Source organism: Amphibacillus cookii, assembly GCF_016908375.1.
Lineage (GTDB): Bacteria > Bacillota > Bacilli > Bacillales > Amphibacillaceae > Amphibacillus_C > Amphibacillus_C cookii.
Genome location: NZ_JAFBDS010000005.1, coordinates 82,264 through 108,722 on the forward strand (window position 1 = coordinate 82,264; position 26,459 = coordinate 108,722).

Annotated in this window: 20 protein-coding genes; 4 read left to right on the forward strand and 16 right to left on the reverse strand. The window is 37.7% G+C overall.

The features are described 5' to 3' along the window. Positions 1 to 382: 382 nt before the first annotated feature. From JOE23_RS08510 to JOE23_RS08520, 3 genes are read right to left on the reverse strand one after another with little or no spacing between them, the layout of a single operon-like run. The gene (locus tag JOE23_RS08510) at positions 383 to 1,141 is read right to left on the reverse strand and encodes an iron ABC transporter ATP-binding protein (RefSeq protein ID WP_204437573.1); all 759 of its coding nucleotides are present in this window, start codon (positions 1,139 to 1,141) and stop codon (positions 383 to 385) included. Beyond that, positions 1,135 to 2,082 (reverse strand): iron chelate uptake ABC transporter family permease subunit, encoded by a 948-nt coding sequence (locus JOE23_RS08515; RefSeq protein WP_204437576.1) that lies wholly within the window; start codon positions 2,080 to 2,082, stop codon positions 1,135 to 1,137. Before JOE23_RS08515 ends, JOE23_RS08510 begins: the two co-directional genes overlap by 7 nt. Continuing rightward, the gene (locus JOE23_RS08520) at positions 2,075 to 3,025 is read right to left on the reverse strand and encodes an ABC transporter permease (RefSeq protein WP_204437577.1); all 951 of its coding nucleotides are present in this window, start codon (positions 3,023 to 3,025) and stop codon (positions 2,075 to 2,077) included. The genes JOE23_RS08515 and JOE23_RS08520 overlap by 8 nt, the downstream gene beginning before the upstream one ends. Before the next feature lie 261 nt (positions 3,026 to 3,286). On the opposite strand from JOE23_RS08520, the gene JOE23_RS08525 reads away from it, so the two are divergent. Further along, positions 3,287 to 3,712 (forward strand): BrxA/BrxB family bacilliredoxin, encoded by a 426-nt coding sequence (locus JOE23_RS08525; protein WP_239585333.1) that lies wholly within the window; start codon positions 3,287 to 3,289, stop codon positions 3,710 to 3,712. Between the two features lie 92 nt (positions 3,713 to 3,804). Here JOE23_RS08525 and addA read toward each other — a convergent pair whose 3' ends face one another. After that, a complete protein-coding gene (addA, locus tag JOE23_RS08530) occupies positions 3,805 to 7,530 on the reverse strand; it encodes a helicase-exonuclease AddAB subunit AddA (RefSeq protein WP_204437583.1) in 3,726 nt (1,241 codons plus the stop codon). Then, positions 7,530 to 10,997 carry a helicase-exonuclease AddAB subunit AddB gene (gene addB, locus JOE23_RS08535; RefSeq protein ID WP_204437585.1) on the reverse strand — a complete coding sequence of 1,156 codons (3,468 nt, stop codon included), beginning with the start codon at positions 10,995 to 10,997 and terminating at the stop codon, positions 7,530 to 7,532. Before addB ends, addA begins: the two co-directional genes overlap by 1 nt. Positions 10,998 to 11,385: 388 nt before the next feature. Here addB and JOE23_RS08540 point away from each other — a divergent pair, with 388 nt between their 5' ends. Then, positions 11,386 to 12,048 carry a transposase gene (locus JOE23_RS08540; protein WP_204437588.1) on the forward strand — a complete coding sequence of 221 codons (663 nt, stop codon included), beginning with the start codon at positions 11,386 to 11,388 and terminating at the stop codon, positions 12,046 to 12,048. 630 nt (positions 12,049 to 12,678) lie between these two features. On the opposite strand, the gene lepB is transcribed toward JOE23_RS08540, so the two are convergent. Together lepB and JOE23_RS08550 are read right to left on the reverse strand one after the other, a co-directional pair. Continuing rightward, a complete protein-coding gene (gene lepB / locus JOE23_RS08545; RefSeq protein WP_204437590.1) occupies positions 12,679 to 13,215 on the reverse strand; it encodes a signal peptidase I in 537 nt (178 codons plus the stop codon). A gap of 27 nt (positions 13,216 to 13,242) precedes the next feature. Beyond that, positions 13,243 to 13,893, reverse strand: coding sequence for a TVP38/TMEM64 family protein (locus tag JOE23_RS08550; RefSeq protein WP_239585334.1), 651 nt, complete (start codon positions 13,891 to 13,893; stop codon positions 13,243 to 13,245). Between the two features lie 176 nt (positions 13,894 to 14,069). Here JOE23_RS08550 and JOE23_RS08555 point away from each other — a divergent pair, with 176 nt between their 5' ends. Next, entirely contained in the window at positions 14,070 to 14,495 is a 426-nt protein-coding gene (locus JOE23_RS08555; RefSeq protein WP_204437592.1) for a YhjD family protein, read from the forward strand. Between the two features lie 169 nt (positions 14,496 to 14,664). On the opposite strand, the gene JOE23_RS08560 is transcribed toward JOE23_RS08555, so the two are convergent. The 7 genes from JOE23_RS08560 to liaF all read right to left on the reverse strand — a co-directional run bounded on the left by JOE23_RS08560 (position 14,665) and on the right by liaF (position 22,875). Continuing rightward, a complete protein-coding gene (locus JOE23_RS08560; protein WP_204437594.1) occupies positions 14,665 to 15,201 on the reverse strand; it encodes a competence protein ComK in 537 nt (178 codons plus the stop codon). Positions 15,202 to 15,586: 385 nt separating this feature from the next. After that, entirely contained in the window at positions 15,587 to 16,582 is a 996-nt protein-coding gene (locus JOE23_RS08565; RefSeq protein ID WP_204437597.1) for a lipoate--protein ligase, read from the reverse strand. A 69-nt stretch (positions 16,583 to 16,651) separates the two neighbouring features. Further along, positions 16,652 to 17,380: an MBL fold metallo-hydrolase gene (locus tag JOE23_RS08570; protein WP_204437598.1), complete on the reverse strand. Its 729-nt coding sequence runs from the start codon at positions 17,378 to 17,380 to the stop codon at positions 16,652 to 16,654. A 703-nt stretch (positions 17,381 to 18,083) separates the two neighbouring features. Further along, complete coding sequence (locus JOE23_RS08575) at positions 18,084 to 20,264, reverse strand: PBP1A family penicillin-binding protein (RefSeq protein ID WP_204437600.1); 2,181 nt, start codon at positions 20,262 to 20,264, stop codon at positions 18,084 to 18,086. A gap of 147 nt (positions 20,265 to 20,411) precedes the next feature. After that, on the reverse strand, positions 20,412 to 21,038 hold the full coding sequence (locus tag JOE23_RS08580) for a response regulator (protein WP_204437602.1): 627 nt from the start codon (positions 21,036 to 21,038) through the stop codon (positions 20,412 to 20,414). Continuing rightward, on the reverse strand, positions 21,035 to 22,093 hold the full coding sequence (locus JOE23_RS08585; protein ID WP_204437604.1) for a sensor histidine kinase: 1,059 nt from the start codon (positions 22,091 to 22,093) through the stop codon (positions 21,035 to 21,037). Before JOE23_RS08585 ends, JOE23_RS08580 begins: the two co-directional genes overlap by 4 nt. A gap of 14 nt (positions 22,094 to 22,107) precedes the next feature. After that, complete coding sequence (gene liaF / locus JOE23_RS08590) at positions 22,108 to 22,875, reverse strand: cell wall-active antibiotics response protein LiaF (RefSeq protein WP_204437606.1); 768 nt, start codon at positions 22,873 to 22,875, stop codon at positions 22,108 to 22,110. A gap of 173 nt (positions 22,876 to 23,048) precedes the next feature. Here liaF and JOE23_RS08595 point away from each other — a divergent pair, with 173 nt between their 5' ends. Beyond that, positions 23,049 to 24,212, forward strand: a complete 1,164-nt coding sequence (locus tag JOE23_RS08595; protein ID WP_204437608.1) for a M20 metallopeptidase family protein — start codon at positions 23,049 to 23,051, stop codon at positions 24,210 to 24,212. 276 nt (positions 24,213 to 24,488) lie between these two features. Here the strand turns inward: JOE23_RS08595 and JOE23_RS08600 are convergent, their stop codons facing one another. Both JOE23_RS08600 and JOE23_RS08605 read right to left on the reverse strand, forming a co-directional pair. Beyond that, the gene (locus tag JOE23_RS08600; protein WP_204437610.1) at positions 24,489 to 25,697 is read right to left on the reverse strand and encodes an ABC transporter permease; all 1,209 of its coding nucleotides are present in this window, start codon (positions 25,695 to 25,697) and stop codon (positions 24,489 to 24,491) included. 4 nt (positions 25,698 to 25,701) lie between these two features. After that, a complete protein-coding gene (locus JOE23_RS08605) occupies positions 25,702 to 26,436 on the reverse strand; it encodes an ABC transporter ATP-binding protein (protein ID WP_204437613.1) in 735 nt (244 codons plus the stop codon). Positions 26,437 to 26,459 lie beyond the last annotated feature (23 nt).

Below are 26,459 nucleotides of genomic sequence, written 5' to 3' on the forward strand. Positions count from 1 at the left end.
AATAGATTGCATTGTTATCCAGTCTACACCCTTCAACATCAGCTTATTATTTGGGCCCAGCTGTTGTTTATATAGCTTGACTTTAAGAGCACAATCTTAATTTAAAACATAGTTCATAAAACGAATCTTTGATTAGTGGGCGGAGGGCTACAGGATGTAGGTCATGCAGACATTGCCACAGGACGTGGCGGTTTTAGTCTACGATCTTACCCTCCCACTGAGGAACACAAGCTAACGTCTTCGCGTCCTGCGAAAACACTTGTGTGACCAACATCCTGTTGGCCCGAGTGAATCAAGATATTACCCTCGTTGTCTCTCGCCTAATTAGATGAGCTCTACTCTATTTTGAGGTGACGTTTTAAGGAAAGTCAGATGTGATCAATCAAGAAAAATAGAGACATATACGACATTGGTCAATATCTTGGATCTTAATATCCATATCATATACTTGTTTTAATACCTCATTATTTATGATCGCACGTGTCTCTCCTTGTTTAATAATCTTGCCATTTCTTAAAGCGACAATATGATCAGAGTAAACCGACGCAAAATTAACATCGTGTAACACAATAATGACCGTTTTTCCTAGATCGTCTACAAGCTTTCTGAGTACTTTCATAATTTGCACAGAATGCTTCATATCTAAGTTATTTAAAGGTTCGTCAAGTAATATATAATCAGTATCTTGGGCAATGACCATCGCGATATAAGCACGCTGTTTTTGCCCTCCACTTAATTGATCTAAAAACTTATCTTCCATTTCGTGAAGTTCCATATAAGTTATTGCACTATCTATCATCTTTTCATCGAATTCTGTTAATTTCCCTTGAGAGTACGGGAAGCGACCAAAACTCACTAACTGCCTGACTGTTAGTCGAACATTAATATGATTTGATTGTTTTAGAATCGATAATTTCTTCGCCAGTTCTTTATTATTGGCAACACTCACTTCTTCACCATCAATTAAAACTTCCCCATGATCTTTAGCTATAAGTCGGCTCACAATCGAAAGGAGCGTGCTCTTCCCAGCTCCATTTGGACCGATAAAGGAAGTTATTTTACCTTGAGGAATGGTCATCGATACATGATCCACCACTAATGCTTCACCGTATTTTTTTACAACTTCTTTTATCTCTACCATGTACGATTCTCCTTTAATATGAGATATAGGAAATAGACGCCCCCAATTAAGTTAATAATCACACTTAAAGTTGTAGAAAAAGCGAATATTCGATCAACAATGAGTTGTCCCCCAACAAGTGCAATAATACTAATTAATATAGAACCAGATAATAACACAGCATGTCGATATGTCTTAAACATTTCATAACACACATTTACAACAAGGATACCAAGAAACATGATCGGTCCAACGAGTGCTGTTGCGATAGAAATTAAGATTGCAACCACAACCATTAATCGCCTCACCAAATAATTGTAGTCCACACCTAAATTAATTGCATGTTCTTTACCTAAAGATAGTACATCTAAATATTTATAGAAGCGTAAGAAATAGATAAATACAATCGCTAAAAAAAGAATCGACATATATAACAAATCTGTTTGGACATTGTTAAAACTGGCAAACATTCGATTTTGTACGTTTAAGAATTCGTTTGGATCAATCAAAACTTGCATAAAGGTTGATAAACTTTGGAAGAACGTCCCGAAAATTAAGCCAATTAGTAATAAGAAATAAATATTATGTCCTTTTTTAAATAACATCTGGAATAGTATTAAAGCAAAAAAAATCATAATTGCTACCGATAATAGATAGTTTATATTTTGGTCTGTCGCTGTTAAACTCGTAGACCCGTAAAAAAAGATAATAAAGGTTTGAATCAATTGGTACAAAGAACCTAACCCAATTAAACTAGGGGTCAGAATTCGATTGTTCGTAATCGTTTGAAAAACAACCGTTGCCACAGCTATTACAGCACCTGTGATGACAATTGCTAATATTCGAGTTGCTCTTCTTGATAAAATATAGCTCCAATTCCCTTGAAGTCCAACAAATAAATATATGCCAATAAATAATATAGCTAATCCAGCAAGCAAACTTAACTTCATTCGATTACTCATAAACATTTCTCCTCATGATGAGATACAGGAAGATAAAGCTTCCAATTACCCCTACCACAACACCGATAGCTATCTCATAAGGAAAAATAATTATTCTTCCTAAAATATCACATGCTAGTAAAAAGGTTGCACCTAATAAAGCGGTATGTGGCAAACTATTCTTCAAATGATCACCACGGTAAATAGATACTAAATTGGGCACAATTAAACCGAGAAATGGGATCATTCCGACAGTTAATAACACGACTGACGTAATGAGTGCGACAATCGTTAGCCCAACATTCACGACAAGGCGATAATTTAAGCCTAGATTTTTCGAGAAATCTTCTCCTAAACCAGCTATTGTAAAGCGATTAGCAAATAGATAAGCAAATATCACCAATGGGATACTCATATAAAGCATTTCATATCGCCCTTGAAGGATCAGTGCAAAATTCCCTTGTAGCCATGAAGTCATATCTTGGATTAAATCATTTTGATAGGCAAAAAAAGTTGTAATGGAGTTGATAATATTACCAAACATCAATCCAACGAGTGGAATAAAGACTGGATCTTTAAACTTGATTTTATCAAGTACTTTCATAAATATAAAAGTTCCTAATAGGGAAAAAGTAAATGCGACTAGCATGCGTTGCATCGGCGTGGCACTGCCAAACAACATCATCGCGAGCAGTATACCAAAACGGGCAGAATCCATTGTTCCAGCAGTAGTTGGTGATACAAATTTATTACGACTTAACTGTTGCATAATCAAACCACAAATACTCAGGCCAAAACCAGCCATCATTATACTTAACAAACGTGGCACACGGCTTATCCAGATAATTTGGATTTGTTGCTCTGATAAGGAAAATAGGTCTGATGGATTTAGAGGTACAACACCAATAAACACAGAAAGCACCGATAAAATGATCAAAATGGGTATAATATACTTCAGCATCATAAAAAATCCTTCTCAAAAATATTCACCTGATAATGAGATTCATTATCAATTAAGTGTCTCTATTTTATCATGTATTGAGACACTGTCAATAGCCTATTGATTTAAAATTTAAAAGTTTATTAAGTTTTTATACAATTGTGTTAGAATAAATGAAAGGGGAAATCTAAATGATCACCAAGCAATCTATGTGATGGTCATTTGGCCATTTCCTTTATCTTAACGATACATTAAGCTATGATGATAAAAGGAGTGAATGATTTAATGGATGCATACCAAGCTTACATGCGTGAAGTTTCACAACCTATGCGAGATGAATTGACAGATAATGGGTTTAAAGAGTTGACAACCGTAGAGGACGTTGATCAATTCATGACAGATGTAACAGGACGGTCGATTGTTCTTGTTAATTCTGTATGTGGCTGTGCTGGCGGCCTAGCTCGCCCAGCTGTACTCTATGCCGTTAATGAAGGCGGTGTTAACGCTGACCATTTAGTGACCGTATTTGCCGGTCAGGATCGTGAAGCCACAGCTAAAATGCGAGAATACTTCGGAGATATTGCACCGTCTTCCCCTTCGATTGCGATTTTAAATGACAATAAAGTACAACATTTTATTCCACGCGAAGAGATTGAAGGCGCTGATGTCGATAGTGTTATCGAAAATATTATCACTGGATTTAAGTCTTAATATCGATGACAAGATTATTATAATCGACAAGCAAATGTGCTAAACCATTAGAAAGGGGCTGGGACATAACAAAAATGATCCCAGCCCCTTTTCTATAGTTGAAGAACAAGAGCTTGTTCAAAAAAGTAAAGGTATCTTTCTTTTATTGTTATATTTAAGACGGTTTCTATTGCCCGTGTATAGAGATCAAGTTGTGTTTGATACCGCGATGTAAGCATCTTATCCCGCTCTTGTTGATTAGCATAATCAGGAATTCGATCTGTTTTGTAATCAATAATGATCCAACCATTTTCTGTTTCAATAAGCAAATCAATAATACCTTGGACAAACAAATCTTCTTGCTTTCTTTGGTCCCAACCTTGATAAATTTCATGCGCGGGAATCATCAGACTGAATGGAACCTCTCGTTCGATCACCTTCGCCTGTTTAATCCTATTAAAGAGCGCCGTGTCAAAAAAACGTGCAATCGCTAATTTATCAATTGCTTGCGCTTGAACACTTGTTAAAATTTCCTTATTCACCAATTGATTAATATATCCCTCAATGCGTTGCTGATCCCAATCTTGTCGAAAGGGAAGGTGTTGCATTACGGTATGGGTGACTGTACCAAGTTCAGTCACACTGATTTGTCGATTTTGTTGCATAAATAAAGGGCGTTCAACAATTGGGGGGCGAAATGAGCGAATGATATCCGTTGCTGCATTTTCATCGACCTGTTCTTGTTGACGTTTAATTTCTGTTACCGTCTGCTTAGCACGATGACGGGTCGCCTCTTGATAAGCGTATTGAAATTCCAAACGATCGTGCACTTTTTCATCATGTTCTTTTGATGTATGCTTAATGGATTTAGCTTGAGCGATCGTTGTTTCTAAATCTATTGTGCTTTGCTGTTCATCTCTTACAGGATCTTGATAATCTTGAACATGAGAAACTGTGATTTTCCATTGCGATTGATCTTCCCAAATTGGTAATGGAATGTCTTGTGTCTGTCTTTCACCACGAAGGAGATCAGCATGCCTGTGTCGAATCAGACTAACCCCAACCCAATCCATGTATGTGTTTAGTCCTAACCGAAGTGCACCTGGTAATGTCCATTCTTTATGTTCAAGCGCTTCTAACCACTTTTCCTGTTTTTTTTCAAACGCGTTAACTGTACCAACCATAACTAACTTTTCTTTAGCCCGTGTAAGCGCAACATAAAGGACACGCATCTCCTCAGCCCATAACTCTTTTTGAATATATTGTTTAATGCCATGATAGATCAACGTAGGATACATAATACGGTTAATTGGATCGATAAACTTACTACCAAAACCAAGATCCTTATGGAGCAGATAGCGTTGCCGTAAGTCTTGCATATTGAAAGGTTTGTCCATTGCACCTAAAATAACAATCGGATATTCAAGCCCTTTACTTTTATGGATCGTCGTAATCCGGACCACATCTTCTTGCTCCCCTAAGGCTCGAGCTGCACCTAAATCTTCGCCACGCTCTTCCATCCGCTCAATCATTCTAAGAAACCGGAATAATCCACGAAATGATGTCTGTTCATAACCTCTCGCCCGATCATATAATGCACGCAAATTTGCTTGTCTTTGACGACCACCTGGCATACCAGCTACAAAGTCATAATATCCCGTCTCTCGGTAAATTTGCCAAATAAGATCAGATAGACTCCCTTGTCTTGCTAATGAGCGCCATTTTGATAACTTCGATAGAAAGCCGATTAATTTCTGTTTCAAGCGACCTGCTTCAAGCGTTGTTAAGAATGTTTGTAATGCTTCATAGTAAGTTGCCTTTTTATCCGTTAAACGGATTTGTGCCAATGCTTCTTCATCAATGCCAACAAGTGGTGATTTTAGGACACTTGCTAGCGCAATATCTTGCTTCGCATTATCAATTACTTTTAGCAAACTTAACATGACTTGAATCTCAATCGCTTCTAAATAACCAGTAGCCAGTTCAGCATACACCGGTATCCCTTGTTTCTTTAACTCATCCATAATCGCCGGCGCCCATGTCATTGACCGCAATAAAATAACGATATCACGATAAGCGGTCGGGCGACTTATGCCCATCTCTTTATCAAAGATCAGCTTAGGCTTTTCACCATCCATTCCAATCCATTGTTTAATGCGCTTCGCATATGCTCGTCCTTCAATCTCTGCTTTAGCTAAGTCTTCATTAGACTCCATTTCCTCGTCATTAGCTGTAGGTACTGATTGATTGGATCGATCAATAATCATCAACTCTGCCTCTACATCCTCTTGGTTCGCCTCATCATAGCTTAAATTTCCATAAATTAATTCAGCGTCTTGGTCATAGTTTATTTCCCCCACTCGTTCATCTAATAATTGCTTAAAAATATAATTAGTCGCTGTTAAAATTTCTTTACGACTTCGAAAATTCTTAGCTAAATCAATACGATGACCTAAGTGGTGATCTTGAGCAAATTTTTTATATTTATTAATAAACAATGAAGGCTCAGCATGACGGAATCGATATATACTTTGCTTCACATCACCAACCATAAATAAGTTTCCTGGCGATTCTTTTGTAACAAGTGTTAAAATCGTTTCTTGAACCATATTCGTATCTTGATATTCATCGATTAATACTTCTGTAAATTTAGCACGAATGGTTTTAGCGATATTGGATGGCTCAATGACTTCCAGCCTTGCGTCATCATCAATTAGGACTGTTAAGGCATAATGCTCTAAATCAGAAAAGTCGATTAAACCTTTTTCTTTTTTTAACTGTTGATACTCCGCTTTAAATTGCTTCACTAAACCAATTAATTGCTTTATCGTTGGATAAAGCCCCCGCACATCAGTTAGATAAGTTTCAAGTGATCGAGTAAACAACTGTTCTTTTATATCAGTCAAGCGTTTTTTTACGCGATTGCGCATCACTTTCACTTGTTCTTTTTTACGCTCATCTCCATCTACTTTTTTCCTTGATAATGCTTTAAAAGTGAGGCTTTGAAAAGTTTGTTGGGTTTGATCCCATCCTAGCTTTAATTTAGCTTTCAATGTTTGTATTGTATTAAAATCTAATTCAAGTGCCTCTGCATAATGGTAGGGACCATCAGCTTCTCTTGTTATTTCTAGTGCATGATCGATATCTGCTTCTGCTGCCTGTAATTGTTGGTCAACACTATCCTTTAAAATAGTTAGCCATTCAAGTTGCTCCTCTTTAACATCGGTCGCTAGATCATATTGATCGGCGATCTCGTCTAGCCACCGGTCTGGCCAAGGGTTTTGTATGGCAAAATCATAAAGCTTTAAAATAAGTGTTTCCACCTCTTGATCACTGCGATCATTTGAGAAACGATCAATCACTTGAAAAAATGCCTCTTGTTCTTCAAATGATTTTCCATACCATTCTTCAAATAAAGACTCCAATACTTCTTGTCTCAATAAATCAGCCTCAATAGGATCGGCAATGCGAAATCCAGGATCAATATCTAATAAATAGCTATATCGTTTAATTAAATCAAGGCAAAAGGAGTGCAAGGTTGAAATAGAAGCTTGCTGTAATAATGTCAACTGCTGTTTTAATTGTGCTGAATCTGGTCTTTCCTCTAGCGCCTGCTCGAGTGCTTGCGAAATACGATGCCGCATTTCTTGTGCTGCTGCATTTGTAAAAGTGACGACAAGCAATTGATCAATATTAATCGGCTCTTTTTGATTTAATATTTTTTGAATAATACGCTCAACCAATACTGCTGTTTTCCCTGATCCAGCAGCAGCAGCTACTAAAGTATCCTTACCTGATATATGAATCGCTTGACTTTGCGCTTCCGTCCATTTTGCCATCAACTTTGCCCCCTCTCGATTATTTTTTTTATAATCATCTCATCCTTTACATCCAGCAATTTACGATAATGATGATTAGGTAAGCTCGCATCAAATTGACATACTGATTTAAAAGCACAAAATTCACAAGCTGTTTTTTGCGCCTGTTGATAGGGATTAAGTGCCACTTCACCCTCTGTGATCGCCAAGCCTGCTTGCGTTATTAACTGACGCACATAGTTTTGCAATGTTTGGAATGTTTCTGTACTTGCGATTTGCGAACCACTTCTAAATGTCCCATCTTTCTTTAAACCTGCCGGCACAACAGGACTCATTCCTGTCTCCAAATCGGCATCCATCATTTGTACAACGTGCTCCTGATCAACCAATAAACCCTGCATTTTATATTTTTTAAACAACTTTTCTTCTAATGTTGATTGACTTAATGCTTGTGGTTCGTTGAGGATAGGATCATGAACATGAAAATATAAAACACCGGCCGGTGAAGCCTTCATACCTAGCCAATTTTCTGAATTCATCAAAATCACATCAAGATATGCTAACATTTGCAATGCTAATCCATAGTACACTTCAACTAAATTTAAGCCTTTAGCACTTGATTTATAATCTATAATACGTAAATAAAGTTGGTCATCCCACTTCGCTTGATCAACACGGTCAATCCGACCGCGTAATACTATTTCATAGCCATTCGGGAGTGCCATTCGAACAGGAGATAGCGGGCTGTTAGGCAAGCCAAAGCCAACCTCTAAACCGACTGGTGAGAATTGACTTTTCCGTGATTGTTCACTCAAAACATATGTTGCTCTAGCAATAATTTGCTCAAGTTTCTTCTGCATATATTGATAGCGGTTCGAACTGTGCAAAATTTGATGTTGCAATACAGGAGCTAGCTGATTGATGGCCCGCATCGCATAATTGTTAGCTTCATCTTTACCTAAATCACTAAAAGAAAGGCCTTCTTGTTGGACCCATTCTGTGATTTTCTTTAATGCTTCATGAAAAAGTTGGCCTATGTCTGGCGCGTCGAGCTTATATGTTTTTCGCTCTGCCAAATTTAAGCTATACTGTGCAAAGTGTTGATAGGAGCACCGATGATACATCTCCATACGTGAGACGCTCGCCGTCAACTCTTTATTGTATAACTGTTTAGTTGTCTCCTTGCTTAAAGAAACGGGTTGATTTTTATAAAACAAACTTTCTAACGTGTTCGCAATCATTTCTTCTTGCTTTCGCTCTAAAAACCAATTTAATACACTCCACCAAATCGGATGGATTGGATAAGCACGTTGATACTTGGCGAGTTGAGCTGTCAAGGCTGATAAAGTCTTTGCTGGTGTCGTAATAAAGCGTTCAGCTTCAACCATCTCTTCTGGATCTTGTAACAGAACTGGATCGGCTATATCAGGAAATAAACTTTGGATACGTTTTATTAGTGATGCAGGTGTTTTGGCCTTTCCCTCCGTATCACTTAATGGATAACTAAGCCACAACCGCTCAGTAGCTAGAGTTACTGCTAGATAAATATAGAACCAATCATCAATGAGCTGTTGTGTTTCACTCTCTGCTAATGTGATGCCATATGTCCGTAATTGGAGGCGTTCATCTTCTGACAAGACCGTATCTACTCCCGGTTTCATCGGCCACATGCCTTCATTAACCCCAACTAAAAAACTAACTTTAACTTGTGTTAACCGTGAACGATCTATTGAACCTACGACTACTTGATCAAGTGTTGGTGGAACATGGGCATAGGTTAATGTATCTAACCCTGCCTCCAAAGTTTGCTGAAATAGTTGTAATGACAACTTTTCTTCGCCAATCATTTCAACTATTTCATCAAATAAGTGAATCACAGCTTGCCACACTTGTTCTTGCTCTCTTGCTTGTTCAACCTTCCCCTCTTGATCTAACTGCGTTTGCCATGTCTCTAGCACCTTGTTTACCCTTAATTGCTCAAGCCATTCATATAAGATAATAGTTCTTTCCTTGATCGTATCCGCTTCTCGAATCGCTTGATCAAAATCGCTCATTGATGCAACCACTTGATCCCGATAAGCATTAATTTTTTCTTGAATCAACCGCTCTTGATCTGTTTGAGTAGCTTGGTCAAAACCTTTAAAACGCTGAAACAGCCAAGGTTGATGACTTAACCATTGCTTTCTTCCTCTCATTCCATATTCTAAAACATAGTTTTCTAGTGTATCAATTGCATCTTGATCAAGGGGATAAACCTCATCTGCAGGAGGGATTAAGCCTGTTTTTAACACGCGAAAAACAGCGTCATAACGCCAATTGGTCAAAATAACATCAATTGCTGACCGAATCAACTCAATAAGCGGATGATGAAGCATTGGTTTTTTTTCGTCAATAAACACCGGAATTTGATAATCTTCAAAAATAGTCTTAATTAAATCATGGTAAAGCTCACCATCACGTATAAGAATGGCCATGTCTCGATAACGATACCCACGATCTCTAACCATACTTAAAATTTCTTGTGCTACACCTTCAATTTCGGCGCGTGGATGAACCGCACAAGCGAGTTGAATCGGTACTTTTCCACGATAAGGAGGTGATGGGCGTTGATCAAAATGGTTAGCTAAATGGTACATATATGGTGTAACATTTTCTTTAGCATCGATTTGTTCAATAGTTATAGGTTGTCCGTAGTCAGCGGCTAATGCTTGTAAAACACTTAAGGTTTCCTTTGTCTGACTAAAGATGTCAGCTTGGTTAATGGCCGTTTCTGTTGACATATCTAATGTTAAAGTAAACGTCATGTCTTGCGCTGACTTCACTAATTGACCTAGCACCTCTTGTTCTTGAGGTGTTAAACGATGGAAACCATCTACATAAACAGTAGCATCCTTGAGGTAATCAGACTCTGGAATCTTTTTAGCAAGTAAAGCTAAGCGATCCTCCGTATCTATGTATTGATGAGCTAACGCATCAGTTAATGATTGATAAAGATAATACAAATCTTCCAATTTATATTTTAAAGCTTGATGGTCTTGACTTTGTTCACCTTCGTTTAAATGTATCGATAGCATATCCGGGGTGATACGATAGCGTTTAAATTCAGTCAGCATCGCTTCAAGCTGTTCAATGAACCCTTTTTTTTCAATTGATTTTTGGAATATTTTCCAATCTGTTTTCTTTTGTTCGATAATCTTCCTTAACATCATCTGAATACCCGTTGAGCTAATAAATGCCTTGGTCAGTCCACCACATTCTTGCATCACACGAAAGGCAAGGCGAGAAAAGCTTAAAACTTGTGCTCGTATGCTTCCTTTAACACGGTGGTCCTGTAATAATTTATATTCTTGTTGAAAAGTCATCTGATCAGGAACCAAATAAATAATCGGTTTACCATACGGTTCTGTAATTAACTGTCTTCTTATTTCAGTAATACAATGATCACTTTTCGAGACAGTCGGTTTACCTACTAACACACGTAACGTCATATTAACTTCCCCCTCTCCTTCATCAGTTATAAGCTGCGTTTTTTCGACACTCGCTTCTCTCTATTACGATCTCGTAAAAAACGAATATTTGTTCTACTATGCATTATTTTAACATATTCTTTTCTTTGATACATCATCAAACCTTACCCTAAGTACTTATGCGATAACATATAAAGCAAGCTTCAATCAATGGGTGCTTTTGCTCTTCTCCCACTGATCGGTCGTTGCTTGAATCATAAAATAAAGCTGTGGATTAGTAACCCAGCCTACAGTACTTTTTAGTAACTGGTTTTTAGAGAATCTAACCACAGCTCCTTGTTTATCTGTTAATCAGTTAGATAACGCCAGACGTTTGATTTCATACAAGGATACAGGAGAACTTAAAGAATTGACGAGGTATAGAAGGAGGCTAGGCAAACATCAAACCCTTCTTAAAGTTCAGTACACACGTATTCTAGAAAGGAGCTTTCCTGAGTTAGCTACTTATGGTCAAGCTCGCCATTCGGCGTATATGATGCGATTACTAAAAAAGTACCCAAGCCCTCGAAAAATTGTAATGGCTCATGAAAAAACCCTTGTCAAACTATTGGGAATGAAAAGCATTAAACCCGCCTTATTTAAACAATTGGCAAGGGACAGTGTAAGGGGCTATTCCTCCATTACAGCGTTTGAATTAACCCAAACCATACAACAGATAGATTTGTATGACACACAAATAAAAGAAGTCGATAAAAAGATTCAAGAAATGATGGATACACTCGATTCACTAATCGTAACCATTCCCGGAATTTCCTATCGACTCGGTAGTATTATCATAGCAGAGATAGGTGTGATCTTCAACTTCCAAAACCCTGGTCAATTACTGGCGTTTGCAGGCGTGCAACCCTCCATTTATCAGTCAGGTAACTACCAAGGAAAGGGGAAGATGGTTAAGCGTGGATCGTCCCAGCTTCGATGGGCCATGTATCATGCTTCAAGATTGGTTTCGATCTATTCACCCACGTTTAAAACATATATGAGAAAAAAAGCTAGCAGAGGGAAAGCACTATAATGTCGTACTAAGTCATGTAGCAAAGAAATTAATAAGCGTCTATCAAAATGTATACCGACATGGGAGGAAAGATCATCGCTATCAGTATATGAGTTCTTTTGATATCTTAAATCTTACTTATGAACGAACGTTCAAAGCAGTATAGATGAATATTTGGGTTTTGCCAAAGCTTATTGTTTTTTAACTTTGTTGATTGGAGAGGAAGGCATTCGACTCCTGCGGGAAAAGCGAAGACGATGAGACCCCACAGTGAGCGTTCTGTGCGAACGAGGAGGCTCAGCGCGAGCCCGCGGAAAGCGAAATGCCTGGATCGCAAATCAACAGCCACTTTTAACAGCGTAATATTTTTTAAAAAAAGCAATAAAGTGGTTTTTACTAATCATGCACCGAATTGGAAAATAATATAATTTCGTGTAAAAATTATACGCTCTAGACTTGCTTTTTCTGTAATTGATCCTTAGCTTGACGGCTATGGGCCGTGCCCGCAGAAAGCAAGTCTATTTCACATTGCAATGACTTTTTGAAAGAACCGTTCGTGTTTTAGACAATCATTTTTGTTTCGTCCCAACCTCTTGGATTATATCTAGTGCTTAGTAAAGCACTTTGTTTTAGTACAATAATTATTAATAGTTAAAATAGAGTAGCTATTTGAGATATCGGCCAATAACGAATATCGACTTTGCCTAGCACATCAGTTTCATTAATAAAACCAAATGATCGGCTATCTAAACTTTTCATTCGATTATCGCCTAAAACAAACAATTGGCCTTCAGGTACTTCTGATTCACCGGTTAAATCCGCTAGCATGAAATCATCGATTAACATTTGTTCAGTTACACCGTCAGTATAGGGTTCATCGACTTTTTTCCCATTTAGATACAAGTACCCTTCTTTCATTTCTATTTGATCACCAGGCAAACCAATAACACGTTTAACAAAATAGCTGCCATTCTGGTGTTGAAATACAATCACATCAAAGTGGTCGATTGATTGATAAGTATATATCATTTCGTTCACCATAACCATATTTCCATCGGCTAGCGTCGGTTCCATCGACCGGCCATCTACAAGAAAACCGGTAAATACATATGTATTGAGAAAAAGGAAGAGAAGAATACAAGCCATCATAACTTTCATTATATGCCAATACTGATTCACTCTTTTCATGACTGTTTCTCCTCCTATCCCAATCAACTAACGGTTTTCTAGGGTATCAATCTCACCTTTTTTAAATAAGATTTTCTCTATTTGTTTGCCTAGCAACCAAAACAGTGAAATTCCTATTGCTATTAAAATGGTCCGTGTTGGGTGTTCGGCAAAAGATACGATACTACTTCCTACATAAGCTAACGAAAAAATCATCACTGTTTTCCCTAATAAAATAGCCAATGCAAATTGTAATAAACTTATCTTTGATAAAGCTGCGACTAAGTTAATAACGGATGAAGGCGAGAATGGGAAGCACAGCAACAAAAATAGCGGTCCAAAGCCACGCCTTTCTAACCAACCCGTCACACGTTGTACGTGTCTATTGGTATGAATCCACTTCAGTACAGCTATATGACGAAAACGGCGGATAATTAAAAATACAACTATCGACCCTAAAGACTCACCAATCCATGAATATAGAAACCCTCTTAACAATCCATACGCCGCAGCGTTCGTCATGACAATAACAGTTAAAGGTAAGAAGGGTAAAAATGTTTCAATAAACGGAATCAGAATACCTGGTAAAGGACCGAAACCTTCATAGATAAATAAAAGGCGTTCTACGAGGACATCGTACTGATTGGTTTCAAGGAGCTCTCGTACCTGTTCCATCGTAATTGTTTGCTCTGTTGTCAATCCATCCACCCCTCAATCCAATCGACCCTTAGATTTAACTGATTATTCAAACCCATCACTACCTTTTCTTATTATTATCTATTCCCCAAAAAAATAAAATTGTAACACTTTTCTTTTTGCTCTTTTTCGTGTATAATAAGAACACACGTTCCCAAAAAGAGAAAAGAGGTGGTTGTATGCGCTATTTAGCAGACCATGAATATGCACTAGCCACACGATTTTTATTTTTATCGATGGCTATTACCGTTATTAAGAGAGAAATTGATATGATCGAAAACAAAACCAAGCTAAAAATCAAAAGCCCTTATCTTCTCTTATTCAAACAAATGGAGGCAAAGGCTTTTCAAGAACGGCAACAACTACGCAAATATATGTACGATCAAAAAATACAAGTCCGACCATTAGAGAAAAACGATGCTTTCACGGCTTACCTATTTATTTGTGGAGAAAGAGAGGAAAAACGTAATTACTTTAATCCGACCCTTCGGAAGAAAGTAGAGCAGATTCTATCTGAGTTAATGATGCAGAGTTACCAAGACCACTCCAATCTTTTAACCAATGAAGATCAAGCAATCATGAGCTCATCATCACCCATTAAATAATGGGAGAACTGCATACCTTTACTACTTTTTCGGTCATTTTCACCAAAAGTTTAATGACTAATTCTCTCCCTAAACTTTTATCACTTTAAGACACCAATATTAATCATTAAACAAATAACCTCGTATCACGTTAATCGTGAGTACGAGGTTATTCATCCCAGAAATAAAGCTAAAATGTTGGATAGCCTAAAGCTTTAATAAGTGCATTTAATGCTTCTTTTTGGTGAACAGGTTTTAATTGTTCAGCGAGCATAAAACGATATTGGGCTGTCCTGTGTAATTGATTGAGCATAATACCTTCTGAAACAGGCACCATCAACTGACGCCCATCTCGGAACCATACTTCAGAACCGCCATATTTTGCTTTTTTTATCTTTCTTATATGCGTATGGGAAAACCACGAACAGTATGGGTTAGTAGATGAATGTGTTGGAAAAAAATAAAAATGATGGGTTACGCTAATCGCTATTGGGGGCTTATTATTAAAGTCACATAATATCTTGGCACCATCGAATCGTGCCACAAGTTCCTCTCCATGATAACGGTAAGCTGCTTCCATCAGCTTACCAGGGGGGGTGTTTACAATGATTGGATCCTCTCTATCTTCTTCGTAAATTAAAGTTCCCCATGACTCATCAATCTCAGTTGCGATAAAAGCCATTGTTGTATGTGATAGTTCATGAGATGTTTTCGTTTTTGCTGACATATTCAACATCCTTTCTCACACATAGCATTAATAGAACTTTTATGTAAAATATTCTATGGTTAAATTATACACAAATAACCATATAAATCCATAGTAATTTAAAAAGTTCAGAAATTAGTCAAATTTTTGAGTTAAACAGCGTTTTTATAATAATTTAAGCAGGAATTTAAGCAAAGAAATAGAGGCAGGAAAATATTGAGGTAAAAGAAGGAACACGCATTAATACAGGCAAAGCTAAATATTTTTTTAAAATAGGTTCCTGTTAAGAATGAACGGCGTGGGCGTTTTACGGGCGATTATCTGTGAATCTCTAAACCATAAGAAACCATGGTTCAGAGATTCGTTGCAAACTTACTACTTTACTATCCTGTTAAGCTACAAAGCATTAGTAAATCAAGTCAATTAACTCTTGCTGTGTAATTTTCCCTAAATAATGCGGAACGTCAATTTCAGACAAAGCATCCGTTAAGGCTTGTTTTTGGTAACGTATACCAATTAATTTATCTTCGATAACACTTATGTCTCCAACACCAAAGAAGTCCCCATAAATTTTACAGTTTTTGATTAATCCCTTTGACACATCCATCCTAACATCCACTAAACCAGCTGGAAATTTATGCGTTTTTTGAATATCAAAAGTTGGCGATTTACCGAAGTTCCATTCCCAATTCTGATAGCGATCTTTGGAGATTTGATGTATATTATCCCAATCCTCTTCTGTCAATTGATAGCGTGGAACATTTGCCAGATTATCCACATTAAATAAATGCTTAAGTAGATGTACTTTAAACTGCTCCATGGTAATGGGCTGATCAAGAAATTCAGTAATATTCGCAACACGACTGCGAATCGATTTAATCCCCTTTGATTTTATCTTTTCTGAATTAACATTTAAAGCCTCGACAACATGCTCAATTTCAGAATCAAGCATTAAAGTACCGTGACTAAACATACGTCCACGCTTAGTAAATTGAGCATTTCCAGAAATTTTCCGCCCCTCTGCCACTAAATCGTTACGACCACTAAGTTCAGCAGGTACACCTAATGTGTTTAAGGCATGTACAACTGGATCTGTGAATTTAGCGAAATTATGAAAACTGTTACCGTCATCTTTCGTAATAAAACTAAAATTCAAATTTCCTTCATCATGATAAACTGCACCACCACCAGAAAGGCGACGAACCACTTTTATATGCTGTTCATCTACATATTTAGTATTAATTTCTTCAATGGTGTTTTGATTACGTCCTATAATAATAGATGGACGATTGACGTAAAAAAGAAGATAGGTATCTTCTTCACCAAAATGATTGAGTACATATTCCTCAATAGCTAAGTTAATATACGGATCCGTAATGCCTTCATTATCGATAAACTTCACCCTGATTCCCCCTTAATTAAATGCTAATATCATTTTATTTGAAAAACTTGTCAAAAGCAAACAAATCACTTATTGCCATGTCAATCCAGAATAAGCTAATAATACATCACCCGAAAAATAACGCTTTGCCTCTATAACTAACTGATCACGCTCACCAAAATGGGGATGATGGCTTAAGATTAACGTGTTAACCCCTGCTTCAGCAGCAATCATCGCACACTCCTTACTGTTCATATGTCCAGCCGCCCTACCATCTTGGTCCTCATAAAAATTACAATCTGTAATCAACACGTCAGCCTGTTTACTAAAGGGAACAAATTCTTGCTTAAAACTTGAATCCGCAGTATAGACAACCACTTTCTCACCATCTGTAATACGCATCGCATAACAACTAACCGGATGATCCGTTGCCATAAAAGTTATTGTAAACGGGCCAATTGCTGTTGACTGTTCCGGGTTGTACACTACTGCCTCAGTATAATTATGTGTTAATTGATTAAATTCAGTTTTATCCTGCTGATGACCATAGATCGGCAATATTTTATCCTGTTTACGAATACCATTTTGCACAAGCATTTGGTATTGCAACACACCAAGATCAGCCTTGTGATCATGATGATAATGTGAAAGGATAACGGCATCCAAGTCATATGGATCGATGTATTTAGGTAACTGGGCTAACGCACCACTACCACAGTCAACCAATAGTCGAAAACCATCTTTTTCAAACAAATAACTTGAAGTCGCTTCACCGCGTTCCGGATAAGCACCCCAAAAACCGATAGCTGTAACCTTCATCTTATCACCTTTCCTCTCAATTAATAATGACATCACTGTAAATTAGTTTAACATAAATTCAGAAAAACTCGCATTCACTCGATCTTTAGCAAATAATACGTCCCTTCAATCAGTGAGGTTTTTGTTCTGCTCCCACTGACGGGTCGTTGCGTGAATCAAGACATGAGCGGAGCGTCCGTTAACCCGCCTAAAGAGATTTTCTCTTTACCCTATTCTTAAGCGGACGGTTATCTATGATAAATACCTACCCAAAAGTAAAGGTTCTTTGTCAAATGACGTTGGTGAGAATTATTGTCGATTTTATAAGTGAATGTTTGTTTGATTAGGTGCATTTTGGGCTGATTTCGAGTCAATAGATCTTAACTTAATTTAAATGTCTATCTACACGTAAATTCATGCGGGTTCGGTAAGGAAGTGATGAGACTCCTGCAGGAATAGCACGAGCTGAAGATCCACGCATGTGCGCGTTTGGTGCGCACATGAGTTAGCTGAAGCCGTGCCTGCGGAAAGCGAATCACTGGATGACCGAACCCATTGCTATTTTTAGAGAAATAGAAAAGACGTTAACGAAAGTCTACCCCCATTACACAAACGCATGAAATGGAGAATTCCCTTCACCAACGTCAAATAGTATACAACCAAAGTAAAAAAGGTAGTTGATCGTATGGTTTACCATATCAATCAACTACCAGATCAAAACGTATTAATCACTTAAAGACAGTGTAACAATATTCGAACGATTACCGCTTTGTCCAGTTAACGGATTATAAGGGACGATATAATAACTCGATTCACCAAACACAGGGGGCTCAACAATGGTAAAAGAAGCTTCCCCCTCAACTTGACCAATTAGTTCTTCGCCTTGTTCATTGACTTCGTAGATCTGGTAAATAATCCGCTCATCTTCAGGCGCACTCCAACTCAACTGTCCTATAACAAGGCGCCAACCTCCCCACTTATAAATAGCTTGTAAATCTTGAATAAGCGGTAATTCAATCGGAGCAGCTAAATCTTCCACCTGATCAGGTACAGTAAAAGTATTTGTAAGGGGCTGGTCCTGGTCAATCGCATTCAAAATTGATTTGGTCAACTCTGTTGCCGATTGACTGCCTTTAGTTAGATAGTGCTCGGCATCACTAACATCATAACCAATCCAAGTTGCTGTCACATAATCCGGTGTTATCCCAGCAAACCAAGCATCTTTTGCATAACCTAATGCATGTGGATGCTGAGTCGTTCCCGTTTTACCTGCTAAAGCTTTAGAAAACTCACCCGCTTGGCCGGTACCTTCTTCAACAACATTTTCTAACATCCGTAACATGTCCCAAGCGGCTTGTTCAGTAAAAACTTGCTCTTCGATTGGTGCAGCTTCTGCAATCACTTGACCATGGCGATCCTCGATTTTAGCAATGGTGTGTGCTGATATCCATTTTCCATGATGAGCAAAGGTCAGGTAGCCTTCCGCAACTTGAATGGGTGTCAAGCCCTCTGTCAATCCTCCAAGACCTAAGGCAAGACCTTGATCTGGAAGAGTGATATTCATTTTCGATAAATATTGTTTACTGGTTTCAATGCCTAATTGATCAAGTAACCAAACCGCGGATGTATTTTTAGAAACGGTTACAGCCTCATGCATTGAGACTTCACCTTGGTATTGCTCATCTATATTTCGAACCGTATAACCGTCATAATCTCGTTTAGAATCATCTAATAGCATGTAGGGTTGGTAACCTTCTGTTAGTGCCGGACCATAGACAGCTAACGGCTTCATAACAGAACCTGGTTGATGTGGCGATAAAGCACGATGCTGATCACCAATTGCATAATCACGACCACCGATAACGGCTTTTAACTGACCCGTTTCTTGATCGAGCATTACAAAGGCTGCTTCAATATTGTCTTGTGAGCCATGAAAAAACTGCTGGTCTTGAATTTGCTCATAAGCATGTTGTTGGGCGATAGCATCCATATACACCGTTATTTGATAGCCTCCACGCTGTAATTCCTCTCGTGAAATTTGATATAAAGATTCAGCTTCTCGAATCACCAGTTCAAGATAGTCATCAACCCATGGCACATTGATCTGATCTTGTTCTGTAACATTTAAGGTTCGACCTTGTAATGTTAACATCTCCTCAGTTTCCAAATAACCGATACGTTGCAATTGACCAAGGACAAGATTACGTCGTTCAAGAGCCAGTTCTTCATTATTATATGGTGAATATAAATTTGGGCCCTTGACCATTCCAGCAAGCAACGCCCCTTCTGTGATCGAAACTTCATCAATAGGTTTATCAAAAAAATAATGAGCAGCTGTTCCTACCCCATAAATACCATGTCCAAAATAAACCTGATTTAAATAAAGGGTAAGTATTTCATTTTTGGTATAGTGGCGTTCTAAATAAATAGAAGCCATGACTTCTTTTGTCTTTCTCATCCAAGATTGTTGATTATCCAAAAAGAGATTTTTAGCTAGCTGTTGCGTAATCGTACTCGCCCCTTCAACTTTATCAAAAGCAATAACATCTCGATAGACAGCACGCATAACCGATCTAAAATCGACACCGGCATGATTATAAAATCGTTGATCTTCCACAGCTATAAATGCCTGCCAAACGTGCTCAGGGATCTGATTAAATTCTACCAATTGACGATTTTCCGTATATAATCGACCGACAGCTTCACCGTCCTCAGTCACAACGGTTGTGGTGGCTGGCAAGACAAGGTCTCGCTCATCAACAATCAGACCACCACCATAAATAATAAATAGGAAGCCAACTACACTAAGAACGAGAATGGATAAGCCTACAAAAGCAGACCACTTTATCCATGGCCGTTTCATCACTTTTATCACACAATCTTTCAATCTATTTAACTTTTCCACAACATCACCTCGTATAAGATAGCACGACACTATCAATCAAACATTATACGACAAATATGGACAAAGCTAAAGTCATAACTAATTATTTTGATCATTAGAGCCCTATGATAACATAACGAACATTTTACTGTTCAATTTTGTCAGCCTCTACAAAAGATCGTGTCGGTGTGCATAAACGGCGGCTTGTGTACGGTCGTGTACATCTAACTTTCGCAAAATATTACTCACATGTGTCTTCACGGTCTTGATTCCAATAAAAAGCTGATCAGCAATCTCTTGATTGCTCGCACCATTAGCCAAACAAATAAGCACCTCTAACTCTCTTTCTGTTAATTGGTCATGTAATTGAGGTGTTTTATCTTGAAAACGTGTCATCACTTTATGAGCCACCTTATCTTCAATGACGTTCTCTCCTTGATGTGCCTTATAGATAGCTCGAGCAATTTCTTCAGCAGACGAGGTTTTAAGTAAATAGCTGAATGCACCGGCTTCTAAAGCTGGAAATACTTGTTCATCATCATAATAGCTCGTTAAAATAATGACTTTACAATTTGGTAACGCCTGCTTTATTACTTTTGTTGCATCAATACCATTTCCCTCTTCCATCATCAAGTCCATCAATACAACATCTGGTTTCTCAACTAAGACCTTTTCAATACCTGCTTTTCCATTGTTAGCTTCCCCAACAATATCAAACATTTCCTCTGTTTCTAAGTAAGCAATGACACCTTTTCTAACCACATCATGATCATCGACGACAACAATACGTATCATTTTATTTCCTCCTGACATGGACACGGAACCCGAATGTCAATATATGTCCCTTCTCCCTGTTTCGTTCTTAAAATAAACTGCCCACCAATTTCCTCACTTCTTTCACGCATCGTTTTCAAGCCATAGGAGGTTTGTTTCTGCTCAGCCAAATCCCAATCAAAACCTTTCCCATTATCTGCTAGGTGGACAAATATATGCTGTGCTTCTTGTAAGAGTAAAATCTTTACTTTGGTCGCATCAGCATGGCGCAATATATTTGACAATCCCTCTTGAATAATGCGGAATAAATGTTCTTCAGTAAACTTAGGTAAATGCTCGATATCATCCATCTTCATAGTAAATTCAATCGCACATTTTGTTTTAAGTTCAGCAATTAAATTTGCTATCCCATCTCGCAAGGACTGATCAGATAAATGGATGGGGCGTAAATGTAATAACAATGCGCGCATTTCTGTTTGTGCTTTCATTGCCGACTCGGCCACTTCCACCATCTGAACGCGTGCCTTTTCAGGATTTTTCCCTAGTGTTCTTAGCACCGCTTTAGACATCATCGTTAATGCAAAAAGCTGTTGACTAACAGAATCATGTAAATCTCTTGCCAAACGCTGTCTTTCCTCTATGGTTGCCATTTTATGAGCCGATTCAGCAAAAGCTGCCTTTTCATCAGCTAAACGTTGTAGATAACGGACTTGATCATCAAGTTTTTTTGCTAAATCATTTAGCTCTGTACCAATCCGAGCAATTTCACCGTCTGTTTCATAATTAAAGCGCGAACGATAATTGCCACGTGATAACTGCATAATCATAACAGATAAATCATCAATTTCTGATTTCAAGTGACCACTTGATCGAAAACCAATCAAAACAGCAATCAATGACCCAAGAAAGAAATACGCCCCAGAAAGTAAGACGATATTTAGCTGACTAAGCCAAATCGGATTAAAAATAACATCTATGAGTGTTAACACGACAAGCATAACTAATGAAGTGAATAATATCGTGTAAAGCTGTGCTTGAATAAATCGATAGCGGATTGAATTGAGCTTATAGTACAAAATAAGTGCCCCCTCTAAACACGATCGATCCGTATCGATCCAGCCTTTAATTTTAAATCAAATGTTAATTTCCTAGTGGCTTCATCATAACCTGGTGTACTGTGCGATAGTTTTCGATTAATCCCCTCTGATCCATTTTCAAGAACAGAAATATTCCCTGCCTTAACCGATGCTTTAACATAAAAATCTACATGATCAGGAATAATAATCTTAATATCACCTGCTAGACCATGGATCATAATTGGTGTGTCTTGATCGGGAATAAAAGCCTTCGTAAAGTCCAATGTATAATCGCCGACAGCATTCCACAGCTGAATGGGTTCAACTTTCCAATTTGGTGTATCATAACTATACTCACCGACGATAAACTTACTATATTTAGGCTTTTGGTTATCCTCTTCATGGGGATGCGAATCGTAAACAAATTCAAATGGCTTTTTTTTATGCTTACGGGGCCACCCTAAAAAACGTAAACCGACAAAGATTAGAATGAGGGGCCATAATTTATAAACATCCCAAAAACCAAATGTTAGATAATTAAATTGATCTAATAATAGTAAACTACCAAAAATAATGAGAAAAACGGGCGTACCATATCCATTAAACCCTTTATACGCTTGGTATATCCATTTCATTCCAAGTAGTATAAAAAAACTCGGATAAATATAATGCCACCAATCTCTAAATGACCAAGTTAGTGCTCCTATATTAACTAAAACTAAAAAAATACCTAGCAGAATAATACTTATTGCAAAGACATTACGAAAGAAACGTTGTCTCATCTTCACTCAACCTTTCATCAATCCATATTTATTTAAGTAGCGTTTTCTTAGTTTCTACTCTTCTTATTATACTCATTATACCACTAACCGTAACGACCGTAAGCATGGTTTCCTCTCCGCCTTAAGTTGGATATATGCTATAATAGTCATATTAATCAAAGGGGGAAGTCGAGATGTGGCAACAATTATTTAAGGAAGTTGATCAACACTATGATGAGATGGTAACGATGAGACGACACCTCCATCAACATCCAGAACTATCTTTTCAAGAATATGAAACAGCGACATATATCGCCTCATATTATGATCAATTAAACATCCCATATCAAAAGAACGTTGGTGGAACAGGTATAGTTGCAAAGCTTAAAGGAAAGAAACCAGGGAAAACTATAGCGCTCAGAGCTGATTTTGATGCCTTACCGATCCAAGACCAAAAAAATGTCCCTTATAAGTCTAAACGCCAAGGGGTTATGCATGCTTGTGGACACGACGGGCATACATCGATTTTGTTAACCGTCGCTAAACTATTAAAAAAAATTGAAAATGATTTATCAGGTACAATCGTATTCATTCATCAACATGCAGAAGAGTTAACGCCTGGAGGAGCGAAATCAATGATCGAAGCGGGTGCGTTAGCAAACGTTGATGTCGTCTTCGGTACACACCTGTGGTCAAGTACACCCCTAGGTACGGTGCAAACATCACCAGCAGCGTTTATGGCAGGTGCAGACAAATTTACGATAACCGTTAAGGGACAAGGTGGACATGGAGCAATGCCTCATGAAACAAAAGATGCGGTAGTTATCGGCTCGCAACTTGTTAATAACCTACAACAAATTATTAGTAGACGAATAAATCCACTTGATACATCTGTTTTAACCATAGGTAAATTTCAAGCTGGCGATTCCTTCAATATCATTGCCGACCAAGCTATCCTTGATGGAACCGTTAGAATATTTGATACCCAACTACAAGACCAAATCATCAACGAAATGGAGCAGATAATCAAAGGGACTTGTCACGGTTATCAAGCTGATTATCATTTTGATTACATTAAAGGCTATCCACCAGTTGTTAACCATCAACACGAAGCAAACCTTGTTCTTGAAGCGGCTAATAAAGTGGATGAAGTCACTATAGCCGAGTTTAGTCAACCTACCTTGACCGGTGAAGACTTTTCTTATTATTTATTAGAAAAACCTGGCGCCTTTTTCTTCACAGGTGCACAAATAGAAGGAAACTTCCAACCTCATCACCATCCAAAGTTTGACTTTGACGAACGCGCGATGGTTATTGCAGTAAAAACCTTTTTACAGCTGATTAAACACTATCAATAGCATGCGAAAACTTTTTTGTATCATTAAGACTTTACCATTTAGTTTATCTGCCCATAACAATAACCCCGGGACAAAACCAAAAAAGAATTCAGTCGATACTGAATTCTTTTTTTATTAACTCAACTTTCGCACACTGAAAATAGGCATTCAATAGGCTTGTTGGTTTCACTTCAGCATGGTAGTTGAGTGCCGTCCGTTATCATACACCTCAATCGATTTGCTCTACTCTCCATTTTGAATGGGGGGTTTACGGACGGTTAGCTGTGATAAAGACGACTAAGTCTTAGAAATTTTTTTAATCATATAGATACGAGAGAAGCCCATAATAAAGACAGTTCCTACTAAAAATATCGAAATAAACGCAAACCAGTTAGTCAACAGCAGAACGATCACCAGGTAAGCCAAAAGCTGACCAAATAACAAGCGTTCAACAACATGAACAAATGACTGCTTACGCCACCCATTTGCAACGGGATAAAGGTCAATCCATAAGCTCGTCCGATGATGGTACCAAAGTGAAATCAGTTGAATACCAGTCAAATAAAGAAATAATACGATTATCATTAAAATAAGTGGAAGATGCGTTAAATAAAGCAACGCTAAGCCACAAATGGCAGTCAATCGTAAATAAATGCCTAAATAATCTGCTGATCGTATAAAAGTAATCCGATATAAGTAACTGTACGTTTGTTCCTGCCGAAATGCGATCGATTGGGTTGCTAAACGAACTAACCATGTTCTCTTTTTCACAGATGCTTTAAAATGAGGGACATCGGTAAACATGCTGGCTAACCGGTAGAAGCTCTGCATCCGCTGCTGATTCATTACAATCAGTTGATCCCACGCCAGTAAATGCCGATGTGTGCGTACATATAAGTACAAAAACAACGTAAATAGTAGCAATGAGAATATCACCAGTAACCAAACAAAATCACTAATAAAACTATAAAAAATAAGAAATTGAATAACAAAACGACTAACCTTATCTAAAAATCGCCATTGTTTACTTCTTAATCTTAGCGACCACCAAGTCATGATAAAGTGCCAAGCTTTAAATAAAACAAATAATACCAACAAACCACTATACGATTGTGCTGGATAACTTGTTTGAAAAAGAGGGGCTAATAAAGCAGCAACCAATGCGACAAGATAGAGTTGAATCAAAAAACTATAGGCCAATGTATAATTAAAATAACGATACAACTGACTTTCAGCAGGTAATAAAAAAACCATATCCGCTTCTTTTAAGAAATTCTGAATCGGGTTATATAATACAACCATTGAAAAAGCAATACTAATAACGAAAACCGTTGGAAAATCCTCGGGTAAATCCGCAAGCAGCTGTTGATAAAAAACAGCACCCGCCCCAATTAGAAAAAACAAGGCAATAGCAATATGACCATTAAAAATGAATTGCAAATAACGAACCGTTTCTTTTAAATGGGCACGAATACGGCTTTTAAACAATGTTTTACTATCAATCATTGTGTCAACCTTCCTTTGTTAATTGAATATAGAGATCATCTAAAGTAGCCGCAGGCATTGCAAATTGTTTACGCAACTGGTCAATCGTACCCGATGCTTTAATCATCCCATCATGTAAAATGATAAATCGGTCACAATAACGTTCAGCTGTTGCTAATATATGGGTTGACATTAATATACCTGCACCTTTTTGTTTTTGCTCTACCATTAAATCTAAAAAAGCTTGGATACCTAAAGGATCTAAACCAACAAACGGTTCATCGACAATATATAAGGGGGGCTCGATGAGAAAAGCACACATAATCATGACCTTTTGTTTCATCCCTTTTGAGAAATGAACAGGAAACCACTTCAGTTGTTTTTCTAGACGAAAGGCTTTTAACAAAGGAGGTAATCGTTTTTCAAATGTTTTTTGGTCTAATTGATAAGCCATAGCCATCATCTGCAAATGCTCATATAACGTTAATTCCTCATATAATAAAGGCATTTCTGGGATATAGGCAAACTGGGTGCGATAATAATCTGGTGCTTCACGATAAGTTTGACCGGATAATTTAATTTGACCAGATCGCGGTTGCATCAAGCCAATCACATGCTTAATGGTTGTACTCTTACCCGCACCGTTCAAACCAATCATGCCCACAATTTCTTTTGGTTTAACCTCAAATGATACCCCATGCAATACATCTTTTTGTGTATAACCACCCGTTAGCTCTTCAATATGTAATAAAGCTGTCATGGCTAGTCATTCCTCCTATATTA

Excerpts from the sequence above, each read along its gene's own strand:
- JOE23_RS08555 (WP_204437592.1), top strand. The coding sequence starts at position 14,070 with ATGCGCTATTTAGCAGACCATGAATATGCACTAGCCACACGATTTTTA.
- JOE23_RS08595 (WP_204437608.1), top strand. The coding sequence starts at position 23,049 with ATGTGGCAACAATTATTTAAGGAAGTTGATCAACACTATGATGAGATG.
- JOE23_RS08570 (WP_204437598.1), bottom strand. The coding sequence starts at position 17,380 with ATGAAGGTTACAGCTATCGGTTTTTGGGGTGCTTATCCGGAACGCGGT.
- JOE23_RS08580 (WP_204437602.1), bottom strand. The coding sequence starts at position 21,038 with ATGATACGTATTGTTGTCGTCGATGATCATGATGTGGTTAGAAAAGGT.
- JOE23_RS08510 (WP_204437573.1), bottom strand. The coding sequence starts at position 1,141 with ATGGTAGAGATAAAAGAAGTTGTAAAAAAATACGGTGAAGCATTAGTG.
- JOE23_RS08515 (WP_204437576.1), bottom strand. The coding sequence starts at position 2,082 with ATGAGTAATCGAATGAAGTTAAGTTTGCTTGCTGGATTAGCTATATTA.
- addA (WP_204437583.1), bottom strand. The coding sequence starts at position 7,530 with ATGGCAAAATGGACGGAAGCGCAAAGTCAAGCGATTCATATATCAGGT.
- lepB (WP_204437590.1), bottom strand. The coding sequence starts at position 13,215 with ATGAAAAGAGTGAATCAGTATTGGCATATAATGAAAGTTATGATGGCT.
- addB (WP_204437585.1), bottom strand. The coding sequence starts at position 10,997 with ATGACGTTACGTGTGTTAGTAGGTAAACCGACTGTCTCGAAAAGTGAT.
- JOE23_RS08520 (WP_204437577.1), bottom strand. The coding sequence starts at position 3,025 with ATGATGCTGAAGTATATTATACCCATTTTGATCATTTTATCGGTGCTT.
- JOE23_RS08525 (WP_239585333.1), top strand. The coding sequence starts at position 3,287 with ATGGATGCATACCAAGCTTACATGCGTGAAGTTTCACAACCTATGCGA.
- JOE23_RS08600 (WP_204437610.1), bottom strand. The coding sequence starts at position 25,697 with ATGATTGATAGTAAAACATTGTTTAAAAGCCGTATTCGTGCCCATTTA.
- JOE23_RS08560 (WP_204437594.1), bottom strand. The coding sequence starts at position 15,201 with ATGTCAGCAAAAACGAAAACATCTCATGAACTATCACATACAACAATG.
- JOE23_RS08605 (WP_204437613.1), bottom strand. The coding sequence starts at position 26,436 with ATGACAGCTTTATTACATATTGAAGAGCTAACGGGTGGTTATACACAA.
- liaF (WP_204437606.1), bottom strand. The coding sequence starts at position 22,875 with ATGAGACAACGTTTCTTTCGTAATGTCTTTGCAATAAGTATTATTCTG.